The 14,851-nt window shown below is 71.0% G+C and carries 14 protein-coding genes; 3 read left to right on the top strand and 11 right to left on the bottom strand.

Features of this window, described 5'->3' with window-relative positions:
* Positions 1–11: 11 nt before the first annotated feature.
* From F4560_RS32350 to F4560_RS32325, 6 genes are all read right to left on the bottom strand, one after another.
* Complete coding sequence (locus F4560_RS32350) at positions 12–1,154, bottom strand: N-acetylmuramoyl-L-alanine amidase (protein ID WP_184926610.1); 1,143 nt, start codon at positions 1,152–1,154, stop codon at positions 12–14.
* 170 nt (positions 1,155–1,324) lie between these two features.
* Positions 1,325–1,651 (bottom strand): thioredoxin, encoded by a 327-nt coding sequence (gene trxA / locus F4560_RS32345; protein ID WP_184926608.1) that lies wholly within the window; start codon positions 1,649–1,651, stop codon positions 1,325–1,327.
* 28 nt (positions 1,652–1,679) lie between these two features.
* Entirely contained in the window at positions 1,680–2,672 is a 993-nt protein-coding gene (gene trxB, locus F4560_RS32340; RefSeq protein WP_184926606.1) for a thioredoxin-disulfide reductase, read from the bottom strand.
* Positions 2,673–2,799: 127 nt separating this feature from the next.
* Complete coding sequence (locus F4560_RS32335; RefSeq protein WP_184926604.1) at positions 2,800–3,552, bottom strand: RsmA family anti-sigma factor; 753 nt, start codon at positions 3,550–3,552, stop codon at positions 2,800–2,802.
* Complete coding sequence (gene sigM / locus F4560_RS32330; RefSeq protein WP_184926602.1) at positions 3,549–4,166, bottom strand: RNA polymerase sigma factor SigM; 618 nt, start codon at positions 4,164–4,166, stop codon at positions 3,549–3,551. The genes F4560_RS32335 and sigM overlap by 4 nt, the downstream gene beginning before the upstream one ends.
* A 132-nt stretch (positions 4,167–4,298) precedes the next feature.
* The gene (locus tag F4560_RS32325) at positions 4,299–4,673 is read right to left on the bottom strand and encodes a VOC family protein (RefSeq protein WP_184926600.1); all 375 of its coding nucleotides are present in this window, start codon (positions 4,671–4,673) and stop codon (positions 4,299–4,301) included.
* A 251-nt stretch (positions 4,674–4,924) separates the two neighbouring features.
* Here F4560_RS32325 and F4560_RS32320 point away from each other — a divergent pair, with 251 nt between their 5' ends.
* Complete coding sequence (locus tag F4560_RS32320) at positions 4,925–5,563, top strand: TetR/AcrR family transcriptional regulator (RefSeq protein ID WP_184926598.1); 639 nt, start codon at positions 4,925–4,927, stop codon at positions 5,561–5,563.
* A gap of 10 nt (positions 5,564–5,573) precedes the next feature.
* Here F4560_RS32320 and F4560_RS32315 read toward each other — a convergent pair whose 3' ends face one another.
* The 4 genes from F4560_RS32315 to F4560_RS32300 are packed head-to-tail and all read right to left on the bottom strand — an operon-like array spanning position 5,574 to position 11,542.
* Entirely contained in the window at positions 5,574–7,091 is a 1,518-nt protein-coding gene (locus tag F4560_RS32315) for a protein kinase family protein (RefSeq protein WP_184926596.1), read from the bottom strand.
* A 37-nt stretch (positions 7,092–7,128) separates the two neighbouring features.
* On the bottom strand, positions 7,129–8,745 hold the full coding sequence (gene murJ / locus F4560_RS32310; RefSeq protein ID WP_312869609.1) for a murein biosynthesis integral membrane protein MurJ: 1,617 nt from the start codon (positions 8,743–8,745) through the stop codon (positions 7,129–7,131).
* A 14-nt stretch (positions 8,746–8,759) separates the two neighbouring features.
* Positions 8,760–11,027 (bottom strand): DUF6049 family protein, encoded by a 2,268-nt coding sequence (locus tag F4560_RS32305; RefSeq protein WP_184926592.1) that lies wholly within the window; start codon positions 11,025–11,027, stop codon positions 8,760–8,762.
* A complete protein-coding gene (locus tag F4560_RS32300) occupies positions 11,024–11,542 on the bottom strand; it encodes an NUDIX hydrolase (protein WP_033436306.1) in 519 nt (172 codons plus the stop codon). Before F4560_RS32300 ends, F4560_RS32305 begins: the two co-directional genes overlap by 4 nt.
* A 138-nt stretch (positions 11,543–11,680) precedes the next feature.
* On the opposite strand from F4560_RS32300, the gene F4560_RS32295 reads away from it, so the two are divergent.
* Both F4560_RS32295 and F4560_RS32290 read left to right on the top strand, forming a co-directional pair.
* A complete protein-coding gene (locus tag F4560_RS32295) occupies positions 11,681–13,132 on the top strand; it encodes a CCA tRNA nucleotidyltransferase (RefSeq protein WP_184926590.1) in 1,452 nt (483 codons plus the stop codon).
* 97 nt (positions 13,133–13,229) lie between these two features.
* The gene (locus tag F4560_RS32290; protein ID WP_184926588.1) at positions 13,230–13,487 is read left to right on the top strand and encodes a response regulator transcription factor; all 258 of its coding nucleotides are present in this window, start codon (positions 13,230–13,232) and stop codon (positions 13,485–13,487) included.
* Here the strand turns inward: F4560_RS32290 and F4560_RS32285 are convergent.
* The gene (locus F4560_RS32285; protein WP_184926586.1) at positions 13,476–14,771 is read right to left on the bottom strand and encodes an MFS transporter; all 1,296 of its coding nucleotides are present in this window, start codon (positions 14,769–14,771) and stop codon (positions 13,476–13,478) included. The two genes, F4560_RS32290 and F4560_RS32285, sit on opposite strands and share 12 nt — an antisense overlap.
* Between the last annotated feature and the right edge of the window lie 80 nt (positions 14,772–14,851).

Here is a 14,851-nt window from a genome sequence, read left to right as displayed (position 1 = left end):
CGGTGGTCAAGTCAGCGGATCTTGCCGGTGGCCACTTCGTGCCGCAGCAGGTCGTCCAGCGTGAACGTGCCGGTCGGCTGGTCGTCCTTGCCCAACAGGTACAGCCGCTTCACCGCGACCAGGATGCCCTCGGCCACCACGTCCCGGAACGACGGGTTCGCCAGCCGCTGCCGGTCGCCGTCGTTGGTCAGGTAGCCGACCTCGACGCGCACCGCCGTGCAGCGGGTCATCCGGAGCATGTCCCACGTCTTCGGGTGCGTCCGGCAGTCCAGCATCCCGGTCCGCGCCACGATCTCCCGCTGGATGAACCCGGCCAGCGCCTCACCGACCGTGGACGACGTGCCGTTGCCCGTCCCGAAGTGGAACGTCGCCACCCCGGACGCCAACGGCGACGCGTTGCGGTCGGCGTGCAGCGACAGGATCAGGTCGGCGCCCGCCTCGTTCGCGAACCGCGCCCGCTCGCCCTCGTCCGGGTTGTTGTTCGGCCCGCGCGTGAGCAGGGCCTCCATCCCGGTGGCGGCCATCTTGCCTTCGAGCAGCCGACCCAGGTCGAGCATGACGTCGGCCTCGGACACGCCGTCGACCTCGACACCGCGGTCGTCGCCGCCGTGACCCGGGTCGATGATGATGCGCTTCCCGGACAGCCTCGGCCCGGCCCGCCGCACCCGCTCCTGCTCGCGCAGGAACACCGGCCGGCCGCCGCGCACCTTGGGCTGCAACTGGCGCAGCGCACGCACCGTGTCGGGACCGCACATGCCGTCCACGATCAGCCCGTAGTCACGCTGGAAGCTCCGCAGGGCCAGCTCGGTCTGGTGACCGAACTCGCCGTTGGCCCGCCCGGCGTCGTAACCCAGCTCCAGCAGGCGCTCCTGGAGGGCCGACACGTCGTCACCGGTCACCGGCTGCGCCATCAGGAACGCCAACGGCCGGTCGCCGAGGCGGTAAGTCGCGTCGCGCAGCGCGCGGTAGGTGGCCGGGCCGACGACACCGTCGGTGATCAGACCCCGCCGCTGCTGGAACGCGCGCACAGCATGCTCGACCGGCAGGTCGAACACCTGGGACGGCTGCGGATCGGACAGCAGACCGAGCTTCGTCAGCGTTGCCCTGACCTCGGCGACGTCCGGACCGAAATCCCCGCGGCGGAGTAGCGGCATGCACCCCTCGCTCACTAAGGCGCCGACATCCGTCGACGCGAACTTGACGCCCTATTGTGCCTTGCTCGCGCCGATGCCAGGGACGGGGCTACTGCGAGTGGTCAACTGTCCACAAACGAGTGACCCGTCCGCCTTCCGGGAAGACGGACGGGTCACTCGGGCTTGCGCGTTCACAGGACGTCGGAGAGGTCCTTCAGCAACGCGGCCTTCGGCTTGGCGCCCACGATCTGCTTCACCGGGACACCACCCTGGAACAGGATCAGGGTCGGCACCGACATGATCTGGTAGTCCCGCGCGATCGACGGGTTCGCGTCGATGTCGAGCTTGGCGACGGTGATCTTCTCGGCGTGCTCGGCGGCGATCTCCTCCAGCACCGGGGCGACCATCTTGCACGGGCCGCACCAGGTCGCCCAGAAGTCGACCAGAACCGGCTTCTCGCTGGTCAGCACGTCTTCGGCGAACGTCTTGGCGGACGTGACCACGGTGGACCCTGCCATGTTGTTTCTCCCTCGGGAAAGAAGTGGTTCAGCTGGTGGAGACGGGGTCGCCGTAGCCGCCGCCGACGTGCTCGGACGCGATCGAGGCCTCTTCGGACCCGTGTTCGGCGAGCCAGCGCTCCGCGTCGATCGCGGCGGCGCAGCCCGACCCGGCGGCGGTGATCGCCTGGCGGTAGGTGTGGTCGACGAGGTCGCCCGCGGCGAACACGCCGTCCACGTTCGTGTGCGTCGTCCGGCCGACGACCTGGACGTAACCCTCGCCGTCCACCTCGACCTGGCCCTTGACCAGCTCACTGCGCGGGTCGTGGCCGATGGCGACGAAGAATCCGGTGAACGCGTGCTCGGTCACGTCGCCGGTCCGCGTGTCGCGGGTCGTCACGCCGGACACCGAACCGCTGCCCAGCACCTCGACCACCTCGGCGTTCAGCAGCCACTTGATCTTCTCGTTGCTCCGCGCGCGCTCCAGCATGATCTTGGAGGCGCGGAACTCCTCGCGGCGGTGGATGATCGTGACGGTCCGGGCGAACTTGGTCAGGAACGTCGCCTCCTCCATCGCCGAGTCGCCGCCGCCGATCACGGCGATGTCCTGGTCGCGGAAGAAGAAGCCGTCGCACGTCGCGCACGCCGACACGCCGCGGCCGAGCAGCTCCTGCTCACCGGGGACGTGCAGGTAGCGCGCCGCCGCGCCCATGGCCAGCACGACCGCGCGGGCGGCGTACCGCTGACCGTTGGCGGTGACGTACTTGACCGGGCCGTCGAGCTCCACCGACTCCACGTCCTCGGAGCGCAGCTCGCCGCCGAAGCGCTTGGCCTGCTCCCTCATCTGCTCCATGAGGTCGGGGCCCATGATGCCGTCGCGGAAACCGGGGTAGTTCTCGACTTCGGTCGTGGTCATCAGCGCGCCGCCGTACTGCGAGCCCTCGAACACCAGCGGTTCGAGCTGGGCCCGCGCGGCGTAGACCGCCGCGGTGTACCCGGCGGGCCCCGATCCCACGACGATCAGGTTCCGAACGTCCGACACCCTCGACCTCCGTTAGTCGCTTGCGGGCCGGGATCAACCCGGCCCGGCACTTCGCACAACGGATCGTAGGGCGCGGTAATTCCGCGTCCCGGGGTGAGCTGGACTACGGGTCCCGGGGCGAGCCGGACTACGGGTTGATGACGCTGTTCGCCAGCACGCCGTCGGGGTTGTCCGGGCCGCACGTGGCCGGGTCGACCACCACGATCCGGTACGCGCCGGGCGAGCCACCGGGCAGGATCGCCATCACGGCCGGCTTCTCGTCCAGCGTGATCGGGCTGACCCCGAGCGGCTTGCCCGCCGTGACGTTCGCGCCGCGCAGGCAGCCGGCCAGCTGGTCCTGGTTCTCCAGTGGGCCGTAGTTCTGCGCCTTGAGCACGTCGCCGATCACCGGGCCGAAGTTCTGGCCGCGCACCGCCGGCATCCGATCGCCGGGCGGCGCCGCGCTGCCCGTGACCGGGGTCGACGTCGCGTCTTTCTGGGCCATGCCGCCGTCACCCGCGGTCGTGTCCTTCGGGATCGCCACCACGGCGACACCGATGGCGACCGCGGCCGTGGCGAGGAAGCCCGCACCCCAGCCGAGCCGCTTGTTGCGGCGAGCCTTGGCCTGCGCGAAGTCGATCACCGGGGCGGTCGGGCGTGCCTCTTCGGCGAGCGCCGCGTCGATCCGTTCGGCCACGTGGCGCGGCATGGGGATCGGCGGCATGTCGTGCAGGTCTTCCAGCGTGGCGTCGAGTGCCGCCAGGATCTCCCGCGCCTCGGGGTCGTTCTCGACCAGTGGCCGAAGCTCGGCCTCGGCCCGCGGGTCCAGAGCCCCCGCGTGCAGATCAGCCAGCAGGTCGACGGACCACGGCGGCCCTGAACGCCGCTCATTGCCGGTCATCGTTCCTCCAACTGACGTCCCTGTTGCACCTGCACATCGTTCATTGGGACGTTCGCATCTGCACTCCGGTTCCGGAGGTGACCCAGAACTTTGGCCAGCTTGGCCCTCCCGCGGGCGCAGCGCGACTTCACGGTGCCCTCCGCGATACCCAGGAGCTGGGCCGTTTCGGCGACGGAGTACCCCTCCACGTCGACCAGCACGATGGGGGCGCGCTGCTCCTCCGGAAGTTCGAGGAGAGCGGCCTGGACGACCAGCCGGGTCTCCCGTTCGGCCATCGCGTCCCTCGGTGCGACGGGCTCACCAGGGCCTGCCTCGGGCAGCGGGACCGTCGGCCTGGTCTGGCGCCTGCGCATCCGGTCGAGGCAGGCGTTCACGACTATTCGGTGCAGCCAGGTGGTGACCTGGGACTCGGCGCGGAAGCTCCCCGCCGCCCGGAAGGCCGAGATGAACGCCTCTTGCAGGGCGTCCGCGGCCTCTTCGGGATCGCGCAGGGTGCGCAGCGCGACCGCCCACATGCGATCCCGATGCCTGCGCACGAGCTCGGAGAAGGCGTGTGGGTCACCCGCGGCGTGTGCCGCGATGAGGTCTGCGTCCGAGCTGGCTGCGGCGGTCACGCCGGGGAGCCTATCGGCTGTGGTGGAAGGGTCCGCTTCCGGCGTCGCGGGCGGGGTCGCCTCACCGAGGTCGAATTCGCCGCTCCGCGGTGGGCGGGCGACCCCGCCGGAGCCGCCCGCCACGACCCCGCGTCACAAGTTCGCCCACTCGACGAGCTGGACGATGACGCCGTTCGGGTCCGTCACCTGGAACAGGCGCTCACCCCACGACTCCTCGCGCAGCGGCATGGTGATCTCGACGCCCGCCGCGCGGAGCCGGTCGTGCTCCGCCGCGAGGTCGTCGACGGTGAAGGCGACGATCAGACCGGCCGCGTGCTGGTCGCGGAAGCCCTCGGGCAGCACTTCGACGCCCCGGCGCAGCAGGACGATGTCGACCGCGCCCTCGTGGCTCAGCGAGGCGAAGCCGTCGGCCGCCATCTGTTGCGTGTAGCCGAAATGGGTGGTGAAGAAGTCGCTCGACGCGGTGACGTCGTCGACGTTGAGGGACAGCGTGGACCTGGTGATCAAGTGGTTTCTCCTGGGGTGGGGTCGGTCAGTACGAGCGACGGCGCGGCACGCCGGTGGCCCGGGTGGGCCTGGTCGGCTGCTGCTTGCCGGGGAACGGCTGGTGGGTGACGCGGGTCGGGCGACGGCCTGGGTGCTCTCGGCGCAAGGTGTTCTCCTCCGTGGTGGCTTGCTACGAGTGTAATTATAGCCTCGTACTACGAAACGTCAAGGAGAAGTTTGCCTCCGACGTAAAAATCTGCCAGGGTAGGTCCATGACCAGCACAAACCCCGGCCTTCGGGAGCTGAAGAAGCAGGAGACGCGCCAGCTGATCTCCGACCACGCCACCCGGCTGTTCATCGAGCGGGGGTTCGAGGAGACGACCATCGCCGACATCGCGGAGGCCGCGCGGGTGGCGAAGAAGACCGTGACCAACTACTTCGCGCGCAAAGAGGACCTGGCCCTCGACCAGCACGAGGAGTTCACCGCCGGCCTGGCCCGCACGGTGGCCGCGCGGGGTGTCGGCGAGTCGGCGTTGGCGGCGCTGCGTGCGGCGTTCATGCGCGCGGCGGCCGGGCACGACCCGGTGATCGGCTTCTCGGGTCAGCCGTTCGCCCGGATGATCGTGGACAGCCCCACCCTCACCGCGCGCCTGCGTGAACTGCACGAGACGCGCGAGGAAGCCCTGGCCGCGACCTTGACCGCGGAAACCGCCGCCGAGCCCGACGACATCACGCCGAGGGCGGTCGCCACCCAGCTGGGCGCGGCGCACCGGCTGCTGTTCGGGGAGGCGCTGCGGCTGACCGTGGAGGGACACGACAACCCGCACATCGCCGCCACCGTCACCCGTGCCGCGGAGCGCGTCTTCGACCTGCTCGAACCGACCCTGGGCAGCTACGCGATCCGCACCTGACCCACGGCGCTTATTGGGCGCGGGTGTAGACGAGTTCCGCTATCTCGGACTTGTTGTTCTTGCCGCTGCCCGAGAGCTTCGTGATCCACACCAGCACGTGCTGGGTCGGGTCGTGGTCGTTCAGCTGGATCTGGGTCTGGCCGGCGGACAGGGTCGCGGTGGCGATGACCTTGGTCTCGGTCAGTGGCGCGCCCGGTGCGCCGGCGACCCGGATCTCCACCATCGTGTCCGCGCTGGGCGACGTGATCGTCACCGACGCGAGCTTCACCGGCTCGGCGAACCCCGCCATCAGCCCGATCCCCGGCTTCAACGCCGGGAACGGCTGGAAGTAGTTCTCCGTCTGCCACACCGTGGTCGGGTTGTTGTCGACCGCGCGGTTCGCCCGGTTGGCGTTGTCCGGCTGGTTGGTCACGTCGTACACGCCGACCGACGCGGGCTGCACGGGACCGGCCGGCTGGGGCGCGGGCGGTGCGGGTTGGCCGCTCTCGCCCGGCGGGTTGGACTGGCCGATCACCACCGTCGGCCCGCCGTTGCCGGCCGGCTCGTCGCTGAAGAAGCTCACGATCTGCATGCCCAGCCAGACGATCACGGCCAGCGTCGCCACCGCGAGCACCGCCACGCTGATCAGCAGCTTCCGCTTGCGGCCCTTGTCGTGCGCCGGCCGCTGCGTGGTCCACACCGCGCCGTCGTCCTGGACCGGCTCGATCAGCGCGGTCTGCGCCTCGGACTGGGCGATCTGGTCCAGCACCTGGAGGATCGCGGCGCTCGTCCGGATGCCGCCGACGCTGGTGTCCTCCAGGCTCCGCACGGCAACCGACGACAGCTCGTGCGGCACGTACGGGTGCAGCGCGCTCGGCGCGAGCACCGAACCGTCCGGCCCCGTCGGCGCGGCCGGCACGCCGTCCGGACCGTCCGGCAACGCCCACTTCCCGGTCAGCAACAGGTACAGGATCGCGCCCAGGCCCTTGACGTCGTCCCGCGCGATCGCATCCGGCCTTGGACCGGGGAACGCCAACCGCAGCCGTCCGTCGGACGTCACGCGGATCCGGTGCGGGTGGTCGGCGCCGAGCACCAGACCGGCGTGGTGCGCGCCCTCGATCGCCGCGCCCAACGGACCGAGCAGCCGCGTCGCCGCACCCGCCGGCAACGGCCCCTCGGCGATCAGGTCCATCAGATCGGTGCCCTGGGTCCACTCGGCCACGATCACGGCGAGGATGCCCTCTTCGGGCTTGATCCCGGCACCGGGAGTCAGCACGTCGATCACCCGGGACACACCGGGATGGGTGAAGCTGGCCGCGTGCATCGCGCGTTCCGCGGTCCGCTTGGCCCGCGCCGCCGCGGCGTGGTCGGCCGCGCTGCCCACCAGGATGGTCAACGCCACGTCCCGGTTGAGCTGGCCGTCCCGCGCCCGCCACAGGTGCGCGTCGCACCTGCGGTCCACACCGGACTGCGCCAGCAGCCGGTACCGGCCGTCGCCGATCACCCCGCCGGGCACCAGCGAGGTGTTCTGGATCGGACCGCTGCTCACGGGGCCGAGGGTACGTGAAAGAGGCTTGCCACAGGGGTCATCGCCGCCCCACCAAACGACTGATCTTGGCGACCGCCGGCTTTACTTCGGGTACTCGGAACAGGGCCAGCAACAGGAAAGTCAGCGGCAGTCCGACGATCGCCTGGATCGCGACTTCCACCCACGCACCCACGAAGCGGGACTCGATTCCCAGTACGCGGACGGCGAGCCACGCCAGTCCGGTGGCTGCTCCGAACGCGATCGCGGACGCCACGACCGTGAGGCAGATCGTCCACGCTGTGTAACCGGTGCGCAGTCGGCCGAGCCGGATGCGCAGCCACAGCTGACCCACCAACGCGCCGACCACGAAGCTGAGCGACATCGCGATCGACACGCCGACCGCGAGCTTCCCGGGCGGCGAGAACGCCAGGAACCCGTACAGCAGAGCGATCCGCACCGCCACGATGATCGCCTGGATGAGCGTGGGCGTCCGGGCGTCCTTCATCGCGTAGAACACCCGCAGCTGGAGCAGGGTGATCGCGTAGGGCACCAGCCCGAACGCGGACAGCGCCAGCGCCGTGCCGATCGACTCGCCACCCTCGTGGCCCGACTCGCCGAACGAGAACAAGGCCAGACCGATCGAGACGCCGGCGACCGTCATCAGCGCGCTGAACGGCATCAGCAGGATCGCCGACATCCGGTTGCCGAACGACAGGTCGCCGACCAGCGAGTCGTTGTCGTTCGCCGCCGCGGCACGGCTCATCTTCGGCATCAACGCGGTCAGCAGCGACACGCCGAGCACGCCGTACGGCACCTGGGCGATCAGCCACTGCATGTTGTACGCCGTGATCGCGCCGTCGTCGTTCGTCGCGACCCTGGTCAACACCATCATGCTGACGAAACCGAGCGCCACGTACAGCAGCACCCAGAACGCCAGGCCGCCGAACTCCGACAGCCGCCGGTCCCAGCCCCACCGCCAGCGGAACCGGAATCCGGTCCGCCGCAGCGCGGGCAGCAGCACGGCAGCCTGCACGCCGACGCCGAGCATCGTGCCGAGGCCGAGGACCAGCAGCTTCGGCTCGCCCATCCGCACCGGGTCGAGCGAGATCTCCCCCGGCATCAGCCAGTACACGCCGAGCGTCAGGATCACCACGACGTTGTTCAGCACCGGCGCCCACGTGGGCAGGCCGAACACGTGCCGGGTGTTCAGGATCGCGCTGAGCATCGCCGACAGCCCGTAGAACACGATCCCCGGCAGCACCAGGTACGCGAACGCGGTGACCAGCGCCGGGTTGGCCTTCGACGAGCCGATGAACATCGCGGTCAGCAGCGGCGCGCACGCGACCGCGATGACCGTGCCGATGCCCAGCACCACCGCCGACATGGTGATCAGCCACTGGGCGTACGACTCGCCGCCGTCGCCGTCCTCCTTCTCGGCGCGCACCAGCAGCGGGATGGCCACGCTGGTCAGCACGCCGCCGAGGAGCAGCTCGTTGATCATCGTCGGCAGCGTGGAGGCGACGTTGTAGGAGTCGCTCAGCACGTTGATGCCGAGGATCGTGATCAGCAGCAGCTTGGACAGCAGGCCGGAGGCCCGGCTGACGATGGTGGCGATGGCCATGGAGCCGCTGGCACGTGCCAGCGACGGGCCTTGCTGCTCTTGCTCCTGGGCCACCGTGCTCGTTCCGCTCAACTCGTGCTCGACCTCTCCGGCGGCGTGACCCCGCTGGCGTCGTCCGGCACCTGCGCGGCGGCGGCCTTCGCCGCCCGGACCCGACGGTAGATGCGCCGGGCGGACAGCAGCACCAACGCGGCGCCGGCCAGGCAGGTGATGACGACGGTGATCGTCCCGTACGCGGAGGACGACACCTCCAGCCGGGCCCGCCCGCCCAGCTCCACACCGCTCGGCGTGACCAGCCTGACGTGCACCGGGAACCGCCCGGACCGCTGCACCTCGACCGGGATCCGCACCAGGCGGTCGCCGCGCGCGGGCAGCTCGATGTTGGTCGACTCCTTGGCCACGATGCCCGGCGTGTCCTCGATCACGATCCGCACGGTGACCCGCACGTCCAGCCGGTTCTTGATCGACAGCGGGATCGGGCTGTCGCCGGAGCCGAGCAGGATCGGGCTGTTCGGCTCGGTCACCGAGACCTGGCTCTGCAACGCGTCGATCCGCTCACGGCCGATCGCCAACGACGCGCGCGCCCCCTCCTCGTCACCGCGCCACGCCCCGGACGCCGCGCGCAGCAGGTCCAGCCGCAGCGGGTCGACCAGGTCGGCCGGGGCGGCGGACTCGGCGTCCTCCTGCCGCATCGCCTCGGACAGCTGCTGCACCCGACGCCACGACTCGCCGATCGCCGCGGTCACCGTGGGCGGCACCTCGCGCGCGCCCGACTCGACCGGGTAGCTCAACGTCGCCGGCTGCTGCGGCGCGGGCTCCAGCAGCGATCCGAGCGCCGTCGGGGTGGCGAACCCGCCTTCGATCAGCGAGTTCGTCGTCTGGAGCAGCGTGCGGACCTCACCGGTCGGCGCGTTCCACCGACGCGGCGGCGCGATGACCACGTTCTGGCCGGTGTCCTGGAAGCCGGCCCGGAAGGTCAGCGCGGCCAGCGCGTTCTGCACCGACACCGGCCTGGTCTCGCTCGGCGTGGTCACGCCCGCGACCGGCCTGGTCGCCGCCGCGCCGCGCAACGCGTCGGACACCATGCCGTCTACGCGCACCGCCGTGACCGGTCGATCGGCCGCGGCGTCGAGCCGGACGGGACCGGTGCCGGGCGTGCCGGCGACGGCCGCCTGGTCGATCACCAGCGACGTGACGCCCTGCGCGGTGAGGGAGGCGAGCGACTGCTGGTCGAGCACGCCGTCCTCGGGCCAGGTCAGGCCCTGGGTCGGCTGCACGCCGAGGATCTGGCGGACCACCTCGGCGCCGTCCAGCGCGAGGTCGGTCAGCTCGGTGAGCTGGGCCCGGGACAGGGCGACCAGGTCGGCGTCCGCGTCGGGCAACGCGATCACGCAGCGTCCGGCGACCAGCAGGCGCAGCTGGGCGAGCCACAGCCCTGCCTCACCGGCGCCCTTGCCCGCGCCCTGCCCGCGCACCTCGTAGCCCTCGCCCATGGCGGCGACCGTGCGCAGCAGGTCCGGGTCGACGGTCAGGCAGACACCCGCGCCCAGCGGGCTGGCCAGCGCCGACTCGTACGCCTTGAGCAGGCCGTACAGTCGACCGCCCATGGCGATCGAGCCCGCCAGCTCGTCGTCGGTGAGCACGGTCGGGCCGGTGGAGACGAGCCGCGGCCGGTCGGCCAGCGGCCACAACAGGGTGATCTTGGCGGGGTTCGCGGGCACGCTCGGCCCCGTGCCGCCCGGCATCGCGAGCACCGGGAGCAGGGTGCTCAACGCGGCCAGCCGGGCCCGACCGCCGTAGTCGGGCACGCCGTTGATGTTGGCCAGGATCGGGTAGATGCCCGGCTCGCTGATCCGCAGCGCGGTCGGGTCGGCGCCGGCGCGCAGCGGGACGGTGAGCGTGAACGGCTTCGACTCGTTGCGCTCCAGGCGGTCCGCGATCCGGGTGAAGTACGGCTGCACGACCTCCGCGTCGGTCGGCTCGCGCAACGCCTTGCGGACGTCGTCCTCGATGGTCAGCGGATCACCGCGCTCCAGGCGCAGCTCGATGTCCTTGATCGCCCGGTCGCTGACGTTGACAACCTGGCCCGAGATGGTGATCGTCTCCGGACCGGCCGCGGTGACCACCCGGGGGGTCATCTCCTCGACGTCCAAGCGCAGGAAGACCTGCGACTGCTGGCCCGGTTGGCCGGTCAGCGCCCTGGTCGACCACACCTGGGTCGCGGGCGCCGGTCTGACGGGCAGTCGCTCGCCGTCGTAGGGCGCGGCCGGCGCCGGGGCGCCCGTCGTCACGACGAGGACCCCCGCCGCCGCGAGTGCGGCCAGCAGCCGTTTCACGCCGACTCCGCCCCGTCCGTCTGGTACTCGGAGAGCAGTTCGGCGGCTCGGCGCACCAGTCGACGCTCGTCCGCGTAGGCGAGCCGGTCGTCCAGTTCGCCAAGGGGCACCCACGCCACCTCGGTGACCTCCACGTCTTCGTCGGAAAGCTCGCCGCCCAGCGCTTCCAGGAGGAAGTGGTGGACGGTCTTGTGCACCCGCCGGTCCTCGGCCACGAACCAGTAGTCGATCGAGCCGAGCGGTCGCAGCACCCTGCTATGAATACCGGTCTCCTCGGCGACTTCGCGCACCGCGGTCTGCTCCGCGGTCTCACCAGCTTCTATGTGCCCCTTGGGCAGCGACCACAACAACCGGCCGCGTCGGTCCAGCCGCCCGATCACCGCGGCGACGTGCTGCTCGAAGTCCAGCACCAATCCGCCCGCGGACGTCTCGTCGACCGTCTTCAGCCGCCGGCCACGACGCCTGTTCCGGCGCCTCGGCTTGGGACCGCCGGAGCGACCGGACGACTGGGGCATGCCCTGATGGTAGTGGCGACCTGCCATTACGGGACGTGACAGCCCCGTAGCGACAAGTGATCACCGGGACCCGGCGCGTGCGGCCCTGTCGGACAACTCGTTCGGGTGGCCCGGACCAGACCAGTAGGCTGGCTCTTCGTGTCCGGACCCGTCACCTCCACCGCCGCTGGGCAGGACAATGCCGTGGTGGAACTGTTGAGCGCCCTCCCCGTCGCCGAAGACCTGGCCGCCCGCTTCACCGCGGCGGGTCATCGCCTCTACCTGGTGGGCGGCAGCGTGCGGGACGCCATGCTCGGCAGGCTCTCCGGCGACCTGGACTTCACCACCGACGCCCGCCCGCCGCAGATCATGGCGCTGGTCAAGGGCTGGGCGGACGCGATCTGGGACACCGGCATCGCGTTCGGCACGGTCGGCGCGACCAAGCACGGGCAGACCGTCGAGATCACCACGTTCCGCGCCGACGCCTACGACGGCGTGACCCGCAACCCCGAGGTGACGTTCGGCGACACCATCGAGGGCGACCTGGTCCGGCGTGACTTCACCGTCAACGCGATGGCCTACGACGTGGTCAACCGACAGCTCATCGACCCGACCGACGGGCGCGCGGCGCTGAAGGCCAAGGTGCTCGACACGCCCGCGACGCCGCAGGAGTCGTTCTCCGACGACCCGCTGCGGATGCTGCGCGCGGCCCGGTTCGTGTCCCAGCTCGGCTTCACCGTGGCGCCGCGCGTCCTCGACGCCATGGCGGCCATGTCCGGCGAGCTGTCCCGCATCACCGCCGAACGCGTGCAGGTCGAGCTGTCCAAGCTGCTCACCGGCGCGTACCCGCGTGCGGGGGTCGAGCTGATGGTGGAGGCCAAGCTCGCCGACGTCGTGCTGCCCGAACTGCCCGCGATGAAGCTGGAGATCGACGAGCACCACCAGCACAAGGACGTGTTCCACCACTCGCTGGTCGTGCTCGACCAGGCCATCGACTTGGAGGACGGACCCGAGCCGGACCTGGTCCTGCGGCTGGCCGCGCTGCTGCACGACATCGGCAAGCCGGACACCCGGCGGTTCGAGGAGGGCGGCGGTGTGTCGTTCCACCACCACGAGGTGGTCGGCGCGAAGATGGTCCGCAAGCGTTTGCGCGCCCTCAAGTACTCGAAGGAGATCGTCGAGGACGTCGCCAACCTCGTGTACCTCCACCTGCGGTTCCACGGTTACGGCAGCGGCGAGTGGACCGACTCGGCGGTGCGCCGGTACGTCACCGACGCCGATCACCTGCTGACCCGGCTGCACAAGCTGGTCCGGGCCGACTGCACCACCCGGAACAAGCGGAAGGCCAACGCGCTCCAGCGGACGTACGACGACCTGGAGCGCCGGATCGAGCGGATCGCCGCCGAGGAGGACCTGAACCGGGTCCGGCCGGACCTCGACGGCAACGAGATCATGCGCCTGCTCGGCCTGCCGCCGGGTCCGATGGTCGGCAAGGCGTGGAAGTTCCTCAAGGAGCTGCGCCTGGACCGCGGTCCGCTGGACCACGACGAGGCGGTCGCCGAGCTGCTGGCGTGGGCGCGCGAGGAAGGCGTCGAGCCGCCTCGTGACTGACACCAACCGACCAATCTCGGACTTACGGCTTGGCCAGTGACAGCCTGTTGCGGGACCATGACTGTGTGCGTCACACGCGCACTGGGGGTGGTGTCGTATGAATGCTTGGGGACTGTCCGAGGGGGGCACCCGGGCACACGGGTTGGACGCGTTGACCGACCGGCAACGCGCGGTGTTGCGCTGCCTGGCACGGGGGCTCGCCGATCACGAGATAGCGAGGGTGCTGGCGCTGAGCCAGCACCAGGTGGGGGCGGTGGTGTCGGAGATCCTGCGGGCGCTGAACCTGCGCGACCGGATGGCCGCGGTGGTCTACGCCCACGAAACCGGGATCATCCGACTACCGCTACCGCGGTGACCTCTTGGTCAGCATGAGGTAGCCGAACAGGCCGAGCAGGTACGACACCGTCGCGGCGATCACCAAGCCGGGTGACCGGCCGTCCAGCGGGACGACGGCCGCCGCGGCGGTGACGGCGGCTACCTGCGTGACGTTGAACAGCGTGTCGTACAGGGCGAACACCCGGCCGCGGACCTCGTCGCCGATGTCGCCCTGCACGGCCGCGTCCACGCACAGCTTCACCACTTGACCCGCGAACGTGAGGAAGAACGACGCGGCCAGGATGGTGGGCAGCAGCATGGGCAGACCCAGGCCGAGCTGGGTCGCCGAGGCCAGCAGCAGCGCGCCGCAGACCGTGCCGCGCCGGCCGAGCACGTCCACCACCCGGTCGGTCACCAGTCCCGCCAGCAGGATGCCCGCGCCGCCCGCGATCGCCACCTCGCCGAGCCCGGCCATGCCCGCCTTGAGCGGCCCGTAGTCGGTGAACGAGTTGCGCATCAGCAGCAGCGTGAGCAGCAGCGACATGCCGAACCCGGCCCGGTGCGCGAGCAGTGCCAGCAGGCCGGCGGCCACGCTCGGCGCACGCCACGCGGCCCGTGCGCCGTCCAGCAGACCCATGGCGACGGCGGTGACGGTCCGGCTGGGCTCGTCCACCTCGTCCGGCCCGAGGACGCCACGCGCGAAGCGGGACGCCAGGAAAGCGGCCCCGAGCGAGCCCGCGATGGCGAACGTCGTGGTCCAGGCCGAGCCGCCGTCACCCGAACCCAGGATCGCCCGCAGCCCCACCGCGCAGCCCGCGCCGAGCACGGCGGTCAACGCGCCGAGCGTGGTGACGAACGCGTTCGCCTCGACCAGGTGGTCGCTGTCGACGACGTGCGGCAGGGACGCGGACAGGCCGGAGCCGACGAACCGGCTCACCCCCGTGACGAACAGGGCGGAGGCGTACAGCGGCACGCCCTCCAGCCCGGCGCCGACGGCCGCGGCGGTGAGCAGGATGAAGAGCGCGCGCGTGAGGTTCGCCACGACCAGCACCCGGCGGCGGTCCCACCGGTCCAGCAGGGCGCCCGCGAACGGCCCGACCACGGAGTACGGGAGCAGCAGCACGGCGAACCCGGCCGCGACGGCGAGCGGGTCGGCGTGGCGCTCCGGGTTGAACAGGACCGCGCCCGCGAGACCGGCCTGGAACAGGCCGTCACCCCACTGGGCTGCCAGCCGCGAGGCCAGCAACCTGCGGAAGTCGGGTACCGCGAGGAGCTTCCGGACACCGAGGTGGTGCTTCGCCGCGGTGCTGCCGGCAGTGGTCACGCCGATGAGCCTATGCCTCGACGTGCGACAAGGACGTTCGGGGAAGGGTCCGGGGCCTCAACGGCGCGGAAACGGTGGGA

This window comes from Saccharothrix ecbatanensis (assembly GCF_014205015.1).
Lineage (GTDB): Bacteria > Actinomycetota > Actinomycetes > Mycobacteriales > Pseudonocardiaceae > Actinosynnema > Actinosynnema ecbatanense.
Note: the sequence above shows the minus strand (reverse complement) of the source record. Positions and strands in the feature narration are given on the sequence as shown.